This window comes from Caballeronia calidae (assembly GCF_900044055.2).
Taxonomy (GTDB): Bacteria; Pseudomonadota; Gammaproteobacteria; order Burkholderiales; family Burkholderiaceae; genus Caballeronia; species Caballeronia calidae.
Genome location: NZ_FCOX02000114.1, coordinates 1 through 12153, shown reverse-complemented (window position 1 = coordinate 12153; position 12153 = coordinate 1). Strand labels below are relative to the sequence as shown.

Annotated in this window: 16 protein-coding genes and 1 pseudogene; 7 read left to right on the top strand and 10 right to left on the bottom strand. The window is 58.6% G+C overall.

Going from position 1 to position 12153, the window contains the following annotated elements:
- Window positions 1-962: 962 nt before the first annotated feature.
- Both AWB78_RS39510 and AWB78_RS39505 read left to right on the top strand, forming a co-directional pair.
- On the top strand, window positions 963-1289 hold the full coding sequence (locus AWB78_RS39510; RefSeq protein WP_062612318.1) for a helix-turn-helix domain-containing protein: 327 nt from the start codon (window positions 963-965) through the stop codon (window positions 1287-1289).
- 275 nt (window positions 1290-1564) lie between these two features.
- Window positions 1565-1936, top strand: a complete 372-nt coding sequence (locus AWB78_RS39505) for a winged helix-turn-helix domain-containing protein (protein ID WP_062612316.1) — start codon at window positions 1565-1567, stop codon at window positions 1934-1936.
- A 45-nt stretch (window positions 1937-1981) separates the two neighbouring features.
- Here AWB78_RS39505 and AWB78_RS39500 read toward each other — a convergent pair whose 3' ends face one another.
- The 6 genes and pseudogenes from AWB78_RS39500 to AWB78_RS48905 form a co-directional block, all read right to left on the bottom strand.
- Window positions 1982-2398: a response regulator gene (locus tag AWB78_RS39500; protein ID WP_157697799.1), complete on the bottom strand. Its 417-nt coding sequence runs from the start codon at window positions 2396-2398 to the stop codon at window positions 1982-1984.
- Window positions 2399-2577: 179 nt separating this feature from the next.
- Window positions 2578-2859 (bottom strand): hypothetical protein, encoded by a 282-nt coding sequence (locus AWB78_RS49475; RefSeq protein WP_062612312.1) that lies wholly within the window; start codon window positions 2857-2859, stop codon window positions 2578-2580.
- Window positions 2860-3630: 771 nt separating this feature from the next.
- Window positions 3631-3996, bottom strand: a complete 366-nt coding sequence (locus AWB78_RS44515; RefSeq protein ID WP_232478069.1) for a phage integrase family protein — start codon at window positions 3994-3996, stop codon at window positions 3631-3633.
- Window positions 3912-4418, bottom strand: a complete 507-nt coding sequence (locus AWB78_RS48910; protein ID WP_232478068.1) for a hypothetical protein — start codon at window positions 4416-4418, stop codon at window positions 3912-3914. Before AWB78_RS48910 ends, AWB78_RS44515 begins: the two co-directional genes overlap by 85 nt.
- Window positions 4411-5124 (bottom strand): hypothetical protein, encoded by a 714-nt coding sequence (locus tag AWB78_RS39485; RefSeq protein WP_062612308.1) that lies wholly within the window; start codon window positions 5122-5124, stop codon window positions 4411-4413. Before AWB78_RS39485 ends, AWB78_RS48910 begins: the two co-directional genes overlap by 8 nt.
- A 127-nt stretch (window positions 5125-5251) precedes the next feature.
- Window positions 5252-5844, bottom strand: a pseudogene (locus tag AWB78_RS48905) (IS1634 family transposase N-terminal domain-related protein); the annotation flags it as partial.
- 384 nt (window positions 5845-6228) lie between these two features.
- Here AWB78_RS48905 and AWB78_RS47140 point away from each other — a divergent pair.
- A complete protein-coding gene (locus AWB78_RS47140) occupies window positions 6229-6546 on the top strand; it encodes a hypothetical protein (protein ID WP_157697798.1) in 318 nt (105 codons plus the stop codon).
- A gap of 320 nt (window positions 6547-6866) precedes the next feature.
- Here the strand turns inward: AWB78_RS47140 and AWB78_RS39475 are convergent, their stop codons facing one another.
- Window positions 6867-7088 (bottom strand): hypothetical protein, encoded by a 222-nt coding sequence (locus AWB78_RS39475; RefSeq protein WP_157697797.1) that lies wholly within the window; start codon window positions 7086-7088, stop codon window positions 6867-6869.
- A 149-nt stretch (window positions 7089-7237) separates the two neighbouring features.
- Between AWB78_RS39475 and AWB78_RS49975 the strand changes: the two genes are divergently transcribed.
- From AWB78_RS49975 to AWB78_RS39465, 3 genes are all read left to right on the top strand, one after another.
- Window positions 7238-7378 carry a transposase gene (locus tag AWB78_RS49975; protein WP_082883609.1) on the top strand — a complete coding sequence of 47 codons (141 nt, stop codon included), beginning with the start codon at window positions 7238-7240 and terminating at the stop codon, window positions 7376-7378.
- A 597-nt stretch (window positions 7379-7975) separates the two neighbouring features.
- Window positions 7976-9109, top strand: coding sequence for an ArdC family protein (locus AWB78_RS39470; protein ID WP_232478067.1), 1134 nt, complete (start codon window positions 7976-7978; stop codon window positions 9107-9109).
- A gap of 72 nt (window positions 9110-9181) precedes the next feature.
- Window positions 9182-9613 carry a hypothetical protein gene (locus AWB78_RS39465; protein ID WP_062612300.1) on the top strand — a complete coding sequence of 144 codons (432 nt, stop codon included), beginning with the start codon at window positions 9182-9184 and terminating at the stop codon, window positions 9611-9613.
- Between the two features lie 152 nt (window positions 9614-9765).
- Here AWB78_RS39465 and stbC read toward each other — a convergent pair whose 3' ends face one another.
- From stbC to AWB78_RS47135, 3 genes are read right to left on the bottom strand one after another with little or no spacing between them, the layout of a single operon-like run.
- Window positions 9766-10143: a plasmid stabilization protein StbC gene (gene stbC, locus AWB78_RS39460; protein ID WP_062612297.1), complete on the bottom strand. Its 378-nt coding sequence runs from the start codon at window positions 10141-10143 to the stop codon at window positions 9766-9768.
- Between the two features lies 1 nt (window position 10144).
- Window positions 10145-10849, bottom strand: coding sequence for a StbB family protein (stbB, locus tag AWB78_RS39455; RefSeq protein WP_062612295.1), 705 nt, complete (start codon window positions 10847-10849; stop codon window positions 10145-10147).
- 7 nt (window positions 10850-10856) lie between these two features.
- The gene (locus AWB78_RS47135; protein ID WP_157697796.1) at window positions 10857-11288 is read right to left on the bottom strand and encodes a hypothetical protein; all 432 of its coding nucleotides are present in this window, start codon (window positions 11286-11288) and stop codon (window positions 10857-10859) included.
- 441 nt (window positions 11289-11729) lie between these two features.
- On the opposite strand from AWB78_RS47135, the gene AWB78_RS39445 reads away from it, so the two are divergent.
- Window positions 11730-12080 (top strand): hypothetical protein, encoded by a 351-nt coding sequence (locus AWB78_RS39445; protein ID WP_062612290.1) that lies wholly within the window; start codon window positions 11730-11732, stop codon window positions 12078-12080.
- The last annotated feature ends 73 nt before the right edge of the window (window positions 12081-12153 follow it).

Below are 12153 nucleotides of genomic sequence, written 5' to 3'. Positions count from 1 at the left end.
TCTGGCACACAGGAGCCGCGCCTGCGCCGTTCCCGCCGGCCTCCTTCGGAAGCGATGCTGCTGTCGCAAAAAGATAACTTATCGTACGGGTGCGTTTTCCGGAACAATCTGCGGTCAGATCTTGGCACCCTGAAATAACACGGGAGCCGATGCGGGCAACTGGATACTGCAGAAGGCGGCTGGTTGCAGATGTGCTCGGCGGCATTCATGAGCTTCGAAACGAACGGCAGACGATTCCGGCCCAACAGAGCCCTGTGCAGTTGAGGAATTCGTCTTGCCCCGCAGCGCCGAGGTCAATTAATCGACTCCGTGAGCGTGAGCACGGAAGTCGATGGGAATTTGGGACGTTTTTTGCAAATTGCGTGAGGGACGCCGGGGATCTCCCTCAGGCATCTTGAGAAACGACGCCCAAGAGAGAGTTCAGGTTCGCCAAAATCTGAAACGTTCCCAGTGTGCCACGTGAGTATCTTTCATCCAAATTTCTATCAACTGCTGTTCACATCAATCAGGATTTCGCCAGCCCGGCCCGCGCAGCGTTGTCACTGTTGCGGCGGTGTGCGTCACCGCGCCCGTTATCCCCGCAAACCCCGTGGACTTCCTTGCGAAGCTCGCTCGGAGAGCGATTTTCCCTACAGCTTCTGCTGCGCTAAATGCCGGCGGCGCACTACGCCGTTTTCGGTGCGCTTTCTCGGCCGACGCGTGTATGTCGCCGCGATCATGGTCGTCGTCAGCGCCGCGCACGGCAGCGCCGGCACGGCTGCGGCCTCGCGGCAACTTGACACGTTAGGGGTGCCGCGCCCACTGCGTCGCGTGTTATTGTGGACCACCAATCGGAAGGATCGTTAGTTGCATTTAATGAATGGCGGCGCCCTCAACGGCCGATTTCATGGATCAAAAGAGACACCGAAAGCAGAGATCGCACTGATCAACGAACGGCTGAAGCGACTGAAGGAGGCCTTGCGATGAGCAACCACGACCACGATTTTGAACTCGTACACGGCAGCAGTCACGTCTTCCGCGCTTCCACCGTCCCGATGCTGAGCTTGAACAACTGCGTGCTAGCATCGCTGCCGAGATCATCGGCGTGTTTTAGACCGCAAACTGCCCACGCGCAAGCCGAAGCCCTTACGTATGTCGCATGCCGAATTTGTCCGTATCCGAAACGCCGATTCGCTCGCTTCACCGTGGACAAGCTGATGAAAATTCTTAGCAAGCTTGATGAGGATATCGAGGTTTCAGTGACGGTCGGCCGCCGGTCGGACCATCACCCGGCACCCGTCCACGTCTAGCCCAGGTCCGGAGCCATCGGGAAGCCAAGGCCGCCGTTGCTTATGCTCTGCGCCCTCGCGTGAGAGGCGGGACCGTGGCAAGGCGCGGCTTAAAGATCAGGTCACAGTGAAATTTTTCCACCAGCGTTTACGGAACGATATTCATCGCGCTATCATCCAATGAAAATCCCGTCCGCCGTTGTGGAGCAACGTACGCCGCTGTGTTATGTCGGCATTCCGAGGTGGGCGAGCCGCACGCCTTTCGCCGATTGGATGGCTACGATAATAGAGAAGCCATGACCAGAGACCCCTTCCTTTCAGATGAGCCCTATCGGTTCATGATTGGCACGTGCGTCTACTTTGACGCAGTGATTGGCGCGGCGGGCGATCTGCGAAACCCGGCACGTCGCACCATGCTAGACAGTCGGACCGCTCAAATTCTGAACGAGTTCGTGCGCGCGCCGGGAACCCTCCTGAATTTCGAACGCCTTGCGGCCCAAACAGCCTCACGCGACACACCCGAACCTGACCGCCTAGTCGAGCTGGCGCGCGTCGTTCGCGTCCTGCGACAGACGCTTCGCAGCATTGATCCGTCGTCTATCTATATTGTCAGAATGCCGCGGCTAGGCTACGCGCTCATCGCACCGGTAACCGTCATTCGTATGTAATCGCTCGGCGGCACGCGGCGCTCTCATGGTCCTACGAGAGGCGTTTCATGTGGGCCGAAAATGATCCGGAACGGCAAAGCCCTCCGCGCAGAGAATGACGTCAATTACGCTTCGAATCAGTGCAGGCGGACTATCGCGACGAATAAATCCGGCCGCGCCTGCGGCGAACGCCTGCTGTGGAACCGCGAGGCTGTTGCTCTGCGATGAGACCACAATCGGAACTTGAGGCAATCTTTTCTTAATCGCACCGAATGCCGTGTCCGCGGACGCGGACTCCCACTCGATCACAAGCAAATCGACGGCAACGCCGTCATCGGCGCATACATCATATAACTCCTTTTCAGATGCCGCTTGCCGCACCACTACCACGAGCGGCAAACAAGAGTCCCGCATCGCTTCCGCAACCCGCTGACGGAAGGTGGGAGCGTTATCGACAACGAGGATTTGCACATTCTCTACCATCTTCGGATCGACCCGTATGAATAAGTTCCCCTTCGCCGCAGTCTGCCGCCTTACGCAATACATGCGCACCACCCATGCGCATTCAACGCCAAGTTGATAGACAAAAAAGGGGTCAACATGACTTAGTGTACAACGTGACGACACGCATGGCGCGCGGTGACGCGCATATCCCTTGACATTTACCACCTCTGACTGCTATTGAGCGGCTGCACGGAGCACTGCGCAATCTGCGCTCCAGGCCCCTCAGCAGGCCGCAGGCCGCAGGCGGGCGGAAACCTGGCGCCGTAGTTGAAATCGCCGAAGCCCGTCACGCTGAGCATATCCATGGCCTTGCAATCGAGCGTACGCAATGTAATTTCGAAGTTCCAGCAGCGCGGAACGCGCATAACGCGGTTGCACATTTGCTTGACTTCGCAGATGAGCAAGCGTTGTTGACCGTCAACGACAAGCCGGGTGATCAAATCTGACTCCCAGTGGTCAGCTACCGTTCGGCGTCGATCTCTTCGATGTGAAGAATTGGGATTTTTTCGAGTACCCTTCTCAGGGCCTCACCTGCCAGTGCCTCGACCTCTTTCATTGCTCTCGGTCTTTTCAGCATTCGTGAAAGCACTACAATCTCCGAAACTACGCGAATTTCACCCAAAAGGTTAATTTCAGCACTTGCCGAAATTAACGCAATTTCTGAAATTATTTTGGGTCGGATCGGCGAGTGCGGCCAATCAAGCGATTGCGTCCATCGGCGGTGTACCTCGCTTCCGTCATGTGCGATGGCGCGCCCGGCTCTTCATGGTTCCCGACCGGCCGGTGCGCCCGCCATTGGGAGGCGAGCGGATCGCACAGCGCACGTCGAGCTCGTCACGTAGCCTGCGCCCAACTCGGCCGGCAACGCCCACTCTATCTTGATCGAATTCGCGCCGAACGATCGGCTGATTGTTGACTGCGACCCTCGGGTTACCGGCCAGGTAGCGCACGCGCACCGCATACCACTGCGATTCGGGCGACAGCGCCGCGGACCCGTCTCTGGTCGCAGCGAAAGGACACCAGCGCGGCGAGTGCTCACGAAGCGCTCACCCACAAAACGCGGGTCGGGGGCAGAACATCCTTCTAGGCCTCGCAGTCGTCGACGCGCAGATCGCTCAACGCCTTGCCGCGCAACATCACCGCCCACAGTAAGAACCGCTCGAGTTCCTTGGTGTAGGCGCGCAGCGTTTTCGGCTGATCGCGTTAGCGGTTCAGATACGCGCGCACCGCATCGAGATGCGTGGCTCGCCTGGATCCTGGATATAACAGAAGGCCGTCGGCGATTTTCTCCCACGGCGCCGGATAAGCGTGCGGCACCGACAAGCGCTCGAGCGGCGCGAGTGTGAGTCGCTCAGACTTCCGTTCGGATGAAAAATCCGGTACACCACCTCGACGAGTTCATCGGCGACCAGTGGCACGCCCTCTTGCTCTGCTGAATCGACATCGAGTTCGACCGTCCGCTGCAGCGTCGCCTGCTGCTTGCGCAGCCAGCTCACGATCGCGCAAGCACGCCCGCGCCCGATGCGCGGAATCGAGCGCCACCGGCTCGGGCCGCGTCGATTGCAGAATGCGACCAGGTCACCGAGTTCGCGATGCCCTCCCTTTTTATGCGCCGATCGGGTGATCCGGGTGCGGGTGATGCCGCAGCAAGCTGCGCGGCCTCGCTCAGCATGCGGAACGTCACCGCGGTGAGCTTGGGTTGGCCGTGCTGTTTGATCGAGGCGCGCAGGTGCTCGGCGAGCGGCCTAGACCCATGGGCGAGCGCGAGCTGCAACAGGGTGTCGATCATCCCGTTGAGGGGCCGCTTCATCGCGCCGGGCGTCGCCGCGTGTGCGTCTTCGTCCGAGTCGGAGTAGATGCGCGCGATGATCGCCGGGGCGATGCACTGCACGTAAGCGCGCAGTGCCGTGAAATCCTTGGTCGTGAAGCCGCGCGGGATTGCGACGTCGGCGTGACCGGGGGCCGTGGCGTTTCCGAAAGGCGAACGACGCTCAGCCACGACCGCCCCCCTCACCTTCGCCACGTCCTTCGTCGCGCCTTGGATCACGCCCTGGGTTGTCGTCGCCACCGCCGTCATCGTGATCGGCATCAACGTCGCAGTCGGCGTCACCCGCGCCCATTGGCGGCAGCCGCTCCGCATCGGGTAGACGGACCTGCACGCCGAGGCTCGCGAGTAGCGCGTGGGTCTCCGCGAGAAAGACGTCGGGCCAGGTCGCGCACAGAAACTCGAAGGTCACGCGCGCCTCGCGCAGCACCTCGGCCAGCCGCGTGTTTTCCGCCGTACGCGCGGTGACGTCGGAGTCCGCGCTGTTATCCGAGTCAGGCCGTGCGCCATACATCACGCGCTGCACCAAGGCGACCGCTCCATAGTCGGCGATGAAGTCGAGCACCGGCACAAAGTGCGCGGCTCTATATAGATGCGCGCCGTAGGTCTCGGCCAGCGCGATCACCACCGCGAGTTCCATGCGCGTCGGCTTGATCGGCAACGCGGGCGCGGCGTGGTGGTGCCCCGTCAGCCACGCCGCGGCCCGCTTCAGCGTGATCGACCCGTCGACTTTCAGCACCACGCGCGCGAGCTCGACGCTCGGTGCTTCCGCGGGCCAACGATGCGAATCGTCGTGATTGTGATAACGGTCGACGTCGTTCGCGCCGCGCCGGTCGAACTTGCGGTTTTCGCCTTCATCGGCCTCAAAGTCTTGCTGCACGCTTTCCCTGTTGTTTGATAGCTAGTTTCATTTTGAACTTGCCGCGCGCTCGCCGCAATGCGGCGACAGTCAGCGCACCGGCGTGAGCTGTAGCGACCAACGCCTCTTGCAAGAAGTGCGGTTGGGCGCCTTCGGTGCGGATCGTCGTCAGGTCGTAGAAGACGTCGACAGTTGCTGATCGATCAGCGGTCGCAGCAAGCTCGCGAGTGCCTCGTCCAGCGCGTCGGCATGCTCGACCACGGTGTCCATCGTGCGCAGCCGCCGTTGATGCGTGACCGACTCGGGCTGGTACACCCGGCACCAGCGCGCTCTCGAGCCAGCGCGCGATGCCCGCCTTCGACTTCGGATCGCACAGCCGGTTGCACACCATCACGCGCAGCAGATGCTCGCCGTCGAACTGCCGAGGGGCGCAAAACACGACGGAACGCCTCGGCCATTCCAAGCTGCTGCCAGAGCGCGGAAAGCATCCACGTGTCGCCAACCGGGCGCGCCGGCGCGAACGCGACGTCGCCGGTCCCTTCTTCGAGCGTGGGCTTGCCCGTCGTCCACCATCGTCCACCATCGTCCATTGTGAAGCGCGTCGCACCCGCCGGCCCTGAGTGCATCGAGGCGGCCGAGCGTGGCGACGACGCGTTGGCGAGAAACGCCGTGCTCGTCGCGGAAATCCTCCACGAGTGGGACGTATTGGCGCGGGCCGGATCGCGTGATCTTGATGAACATGGCACAACTATAGGCGACGCGATGCCTACCGGCAATGCTAACGGCGAGAAGGCGTGCCACAACAATGAAGTATCGGCGCAAACGGCTAAGCGCATGATTTATATGGATGCCAAAGCAAAAAAACAGCTCAAAAACGAACCGTACCTGTCGAACTCGGGCGGATGGGACGTGCGTGCGGGCGGGTGCCGGTGTCACCGAGGCGCCCTCATTTTTTAAAGTTAACATCACTCTCACTTGCCAATTCAACAAGTTGCCGAATAAAGTGATTACAATCACACATGGACTTTCGATCGTGTATCGATTCTTTTATAATCATCCTTAACACTTTATGGTGATCAAAAATCCGCAACCAGTTGCAAGCGAAGGCCCAAGGATAAACTCAGCATGACTGGGGCCGAATCCATATCCAAGGGCTGCTATCATGTGCCGATGGACATGAACGATTTTACACTTGCCGCGAAACAAAGCCTGACGCTCGCGCATGTCGAAGAAGCGCTTGCCCGCTGGCAACAACGCCCCCGAACTGTAGCACCGACCACGATTACACCCAGAGAGGCTCTGACGCTTTTGCGCAACCGGATGATTACAAATAATGTCCGCGTTATTCGCTGGATCGATCTGAATCGGTGGCAACGTCACGCGCTTTCCATCCTCTATCCCCGTCCCGTCGGCTATGCTTGGCCCGGCCTGCCTCCCGGATAACCCCGCGCAAGTTTTCATATTTGCGACGCCATGCGCGCCATGCCATGGCAAACTCCATCGCATGGCGTGGAACCCAGTACGCAGCGCCCCGGTACGCTGCGTGCAGGCGGACGGGCCGATGGTATTCGTCGGCTCGGAAAATTAACGCCCCCCCGAACGGATCGTCCCTACGAGCCGCTTCAGATCGTGCTCGCATCCCACGCCGCTGGCCCCTGATGCCTCAATTCGGATTCGACGGCGCGCGCAATGCCTAACGCGGTACACCGGGAACACGAGCTTGCAGAAGGGACTTGTGGCCCCACCGTGTACACCGCTCTTCATCAATGCTGTGAGGCCTCGCTCATCCGATATGACGAAGCTTCCTCGACTTCGCCCTCCTCGTTTTCAGCGTCATCCACGTCCGTGGCTGACCGTGGCCGCCCAATACTTCCGGCCTCGCTGGTAAAAATCTCAACTCGCGCATCCGCGTCTGCCTGACCAACCGGCGGAACCTGAACGGCGGACGGGCTTGGCTTGGTCTGCTGCAGTTTGTCTTCAATCATCGTATCATCGTCGCTTTGCACACAGATGATTCGTCTAACGAACCGACAGGATACCCAATTAATTGATGAGCGGCAAACCACATGATCACTGGCTGACGCTGCTCGGTTTCGGCCCCCTCCAGCCACAGAGAGCCTGACGCCATCGCAGTATCCAGGCAACAACGGTTTCATTCACATCGAAAATCTCTGCCGCGACCTTCGTTGCCACAGTCAGCGACCTCTCTCGGTTTGAAACGCCTCAGTTGTTGATGTCATATCTCGGCCACGTTCCCTCGGAACTCCAGCGGTGATCGAATCCATCGCGGTGGCATCACCAAAGCCGGCAACCGAGAGGCCCGGCGGATGTTGATCCGAGGCAGCGTGGAGCTACAAATATCCAGCACACGAGTCGCGAAGGAGAAGGCTGAACTGTCGGCGCGCCTGCCAAAGCCGAGTCGCGACATTGCATGGAAGGCGCAATGGAAGGCGCAAGCACGCCTCTGCACGCGCTATCGACAGCTTCAATCACGCAGTACAGAAACCCATCGTTGCGATCGCAGCGATCGCACGAGAACTCGCGGGATTCATTTGGACTATCGAGCAGGAGACCATCGCTTGCTCAATAGCTCGTTTTTCTGCGGGCCGTTGGGGTCGGGAGGCAGGCGTGCAGTCAAGGTAATTCTCGAGACGTCCCATGAGGCCGGAGCGTTGATCGTTCCGATGCCCGCGCTAAGTAGAGATAAACCTGCGACGAAAAACGCTCGTGCGGTAACCAACCCGCGTATGGAAGTTTGATCGACTGCCGCCATCGCGGCCTGACTCCCGACCCAACGGCCCTCTGATTTGAGGTACGACGCCATGCTACGCATGGCGGGGGAAAGCTGTTCAGAAAAGACTTGCAAAAGGACATGGAAGGGGCTCTGCCCCTGGCGCGCTACAAGGGAAATGGCTTCGCCCTGGCCGCGGGGTCTCCCCAAATTTTTTTCGATGAAGCGCTGAAAAAATCCCGGGTGATCCCCCTCCCCGCGTCCAGCCCTTGCAGCTTGCCTCCCCGGTCGTCGCCCGACGGTCGTCGGGTGCATGTGCGCAACCCCAGCACATCCACCCTGAGACCTAAAGGAACGACCATGAAAGCGCAAACGAAGACCGCTCTTCCCGACATCTACAGCCGGGTGACGGACAAGATCATCGCCGACCTGGAGCAGGGCGTCAGGCCGTGGGTCAAGCCCTGGAAAGGCGGAAACACCGAAGGCCGGATCACGCTTCCCGTGCGTCACAACGGCATCCCTTATCAAGGCATCAACATTCTGCTTCTTTGGGGCGAGCAGCTCGACAAAGGCTTCCAATCCAATCGCTGGATGACATTCAAGCAAGCGCAGGCGCTCAGCGCAAACGTCCGTAAGGGTGAGCACGGAAGCCTCGTTGTCTACGCCAACAAAGTCACCAAGAGCGAGACAGACGACAAAGGCGACGAGATCGAACGCGAGATTCCTTTCATGAAGGGCTACACCGTGTTCAACGTCGACCAGATCGAGAACCTGCCCGCGGAATACCGCACAGAACCGGAGTCCGTCGAGACAGAGCCCCACGAGCTGATCGAGCATGCACAAGTGTTCTTTGCCAATACCGGCGCTGTCATCCGTCACGGCGGGAATAGGGCATACTACGCACCCCTTCAAGACATCGTGCAGTTGCCTATCCCCGAGGCATTCAATACAGCCGAAAGCTACGCATCTGTCAAAGCCCACGAGCTCACCCACTGGACCAGCCACAAGACGCGCCTTGACCGGCAGCTCGGCAAGCGCTTCGGCGACGACGCCTACGCCGCCGAAGAATTGATCGCCGAGATGGGCGCCGCCTTTGTATGCGCGCAGTTGGGCCTCACCCCGGAAGTCCGTGAAGATCATGCCGCATACCTCGATCACTGGCTCAAGGTCTTAAAGGGCGACAAGAAGGCGATATTCTCGGCCGCGAGCCAAGCGCAAAAAGCCTGCGAGTTCCTGTTTTCACTGCAAGGCGAAGAGGCACAACAAGCAGCGTGAAGACATCGCCCAAAGGCCTGGGCGCAACGGCCCAGGCCGCGGACCCGATTTCGAAATAAGGAGAAAGAACTCGTGAGCAACTTCACCGTTGTTTATGCCGTCAATGTTCCGCACTACGGTCGGACCCAGATCGAAGCGCCGACGGCAACCGAAGCGATCGCCGTGGCCAAGCATCGAGACCCCGCGGAAATCTGCACCGAACGCGACCGCAGCAGCGCCGCTTGCGCGCGCATCGTCTCGATCACTGACGATGACGGCCGAAGCGTTGCCGAAGGTGTCACCCTCGACGGGGCTTTTTTGCGTTACGGCGGCCGCGCCGCTTGGCTCCTCTGCGAAGCCTCACCGGCAATGTTCGAAAGTCTGCAAAAAATGGTCGCGCGTACCGACGATTTGCTACACGCCCTCGCCTGCCCGAACGGACGAAACGAACACTTGGTCGAACGGCTTTGCGCCGCGTGTCACGTCGCCAAAGCCGTGATTGCCGCAGCGAACGGCGAGAACTGAATCCACGATCCATTCGACAAATTGGTTCGCGATCTTACTGGCCTGTAGAAGGGAGATAGAAAAGCTCCCTTCCCATCGAATTGTTCTCTGGGCGTTCTCGGCGATCGTGAAAAAAAGTCGAACACTTCACCACTACACCGTTTCGTTCGCGATTAGACAAGCCAATGAACGATGAACGCGGCGATCGCCGCGCCCACAAGAGCGCTCCCGCCGCAACAGATTCCCAATGCAGGCAGTGCCTGTAGCACGCCAGCGGCGGCGGCTCGCTTGCCGCTCGCCGCGACGACCTGCGCGGCGTCGGCGTTCGCCGCTCTGGCATCTCGGATCGCCTGAGTCAACTCGCGATGCGCCGTAATGAGTTCGCGCGTCGCGGTCCGCACGGTCGCATCAAGTTCGATCTTTGCCTGGCTCATGCCATCGCGCACATTGGTCGCATCCGCGATGGCTGACCTCAGATCAGCGAGAATCTCTTTGGAGTCGCCCAGGAACCACTCGAAAAGCACTTCTTCCTTTGTAGGCGGGCGCTCCATCTCATGCCACCAGCGCCGTAAAGGCATCATCCTGATTATTACGAACAGGAATCGCAAGCTTCTTCCAGCGATACCTCCTTGCATAATCTTTTGCTTTCTCGGTATCGGTCTCCGACTTGGCCATCGCGCGATAGTCCATGCCGTCGTCGATCAGTTCCGCGAAGCTCATGCGTTTGGCAGCAAGGTAACCGTAGATCTCGCTCTCAAAAAGGTACGCATGCTCGCTGATACGCGCTTTCTTGGTCTTTTTGACGTAGTTGAATATCGCGGGGATTTCGTCCGCCGGATCGGCCACAATGCGATTCGGTAGCAAGCGGATACATTCAGCCTGCACGCCGATATTTGAAAGCGCTTCAACGGTTTTTAGGCTCTCTTGCCACGCCTTTTGATCCGGCGTGACCGGGACAACGTACAAATCAAACTCCCGCTCCGAGTCCGAAAATCGCGACATCGATTCAAAAAACGACTCAATGTTTGACGCACCTATATCGACGATCGCATTCTCCTCCAGCACTAAAGCTTCGAGGAGTTCGCCAAACTTTTTCCCTTGTAGTTGCGAAACCTCTGAGGCACCGATGTCGCTCGCCGACTGATTTATGGTCTCTACCGAAAAAAATGCGGCTTCCGACATCCGCGGCTTTAGCAAGTGGTGAGCCGCCACCGTCTTTCCAACGCTGCCACTGTAGTTCAGGACGGCGATTTTCATTTGTACCTCACTTAAATTTGTCGTCAAACTCGTTGAAGTCCAGTTTATGAACATCGACGAAATCTCTGGACGTTCTTATGCGATTTTTGCGCGGCGAGCTTTCTGAGGTTTGCTCCGTTCCGCGCGCGCTAATAGAATGCTGGTATGTCGATTTCTCAATGCCTTCTGGCGTGCTCTCTCTATGGCGCTGGGCTTTTTCCGCGCTCAATGTAGGGGTGGGGACGCGAGCCTCGGCACTGACCTTCTTCCTTTTCTTCGCCCTCGCGCGCTTCAGCGCAACGCAGAACGCATCGAAGGACAGCTTCAGGTGATGATGGTCGCACAGATTACGCCAGAGGTCCTGGCGACTGGCACCCGAGTCTTGAGCAGCTTCGATTTCGCTCAGCAAATTGCGGACGACGGCCGCATCACTTCGTGGCCTGAAGTCAAAGGTCGTCATTTGGCGGATCTCACCATTTTTGATTGACCGGTGATCCCCGAGTGATCTTTGTCAGTACTCTAGGAGATCCTTTTTCATCAGTCAAATACGATTTTCGACATTTTATGATCCTGAGTTGATCCCGAAATGATCCTTTGGCCGTTAGCACCGTTGGCCGGTTCGCTGCCCTCGCGCATTAGCGCGAGGGATCAAGCGAACGTTTCTTTGCTCGCGTGGGACAGAGGAAAAACGGCCCTTCTTCGAGCGAAATTTCCGGGTATGGATTGGCCCTTAAAGCCATACACCATACGCAACGCTTCGCATTGACTAAGCCATTGAAAATGCGTAGCATTTTTTTGACCGAAGCGAAGCTGCGTAAAACCAAGGTTTTACGATGATCCTTGAAACCTTTTTAGATGGTTACTACTCTGTAAAACAACGGTGATACATGGAGGCCGAGACGTGCCCACGATCTGCATCCGCGTCACCGAGGCGCAAAAAGTCGAGCTCGAAGAACGTTCGGTACGCTTCGACGGCAACGTGTCGGAGTACATCAAAGACTCGCTTTTTGGCGATCGCAACCGAGAGGTCTTAGCTCGCCTCGATGTACTGGGCGAACTGGTCGCCAGTCTCTCCGCACTGCAAACCAAAGGCACATCCATGCAGTCCGAGCCATCACCGACCATGCTTGCGGAAGCCCTCATCCTGCTGCGAATGTCGCTCTCGCCCGAGAAATTACGCGCCGCTCGCGCCGAACTCGATCGCCTAAAGATCGCATCGTGGGAACCGCCTCCGGAGCATCGCCGTGGATGACATTCAAAAGCGTCAAGCCGGTTTCGCTGTCATGCTGATTCTGCCACTTTTTGTATGGTTCATTACCGCGAAA